We start from the raw sequence: 581 nt of genomic DNA on the forward strand, positions 1-581 counted from the left end.
GTAGTATAAGAGCCGCTTTAACTGCAATTCAATCATTTGGTAGGCCTAATGAAATTGAGTTATTAACTTTAATAGACAGACGTTTTAGCAGACATTTACCTATACAACCAAACTACAGAGGTAGGCAAGTTGATGCCATTAATAAAGAAAAAGTAATAGTACATTGGCAAGAAAATGAAGGTGAAGATGCCGTGTATTTAATAGAAAAATAATACGTTTTAGTTTATTATGAAATAATTTTAAACTTAAAACATTAAAATTTAAACAAATAAAATGAGCGAATTAAGTGTAAACCACTTATTAGGAATAAAATATCTGAATCAAAAAGATATTGAGCTAATTTTTGAAACAGCCGATCATTTTAAAGAAGTGATTAACAGGCCTATAAAAAAAGTACCTTCGCTTAGAGATATTACCATTGCAAACCTGTTTTTTGAAAATTCAACCAGAACAAAACTATCGTTTGAATTGGCTGAAAAGCGCTTATCTGCCGATGTTATAAACTTTTCATCAGGGCAATCTTCAGTTAAAAAAGGAGAAACACTTATTGATACAGTTAACAATATTTTATCAATGAAAGT

Annotated in this window: 2 pseudogenes; both read left to right on the top strand. The window is 29.3% G+C overall.

Going from position 1 to position 581, the window contains the following annotated elements:
• Positions 1-212: pseudogene (locus FUA24_RS04755) on the top strand (bifunctional pyr operon transcriptional regulator/uracil phosphoribosyltransferase PyrR); the annotation flags it as partial.
• 61 nt (positions 213-273) lie between these two features.
• Positions 274-581 (top strand): annotated as a pseudogene (locus tag FUA24_RS04760) (aspartate carbamoyltransferase catalytic subunit); the annotation flags it as partial.

It is taken from the genome of Seonamhaeicola marinus (genome assembly GCF_008085455.1).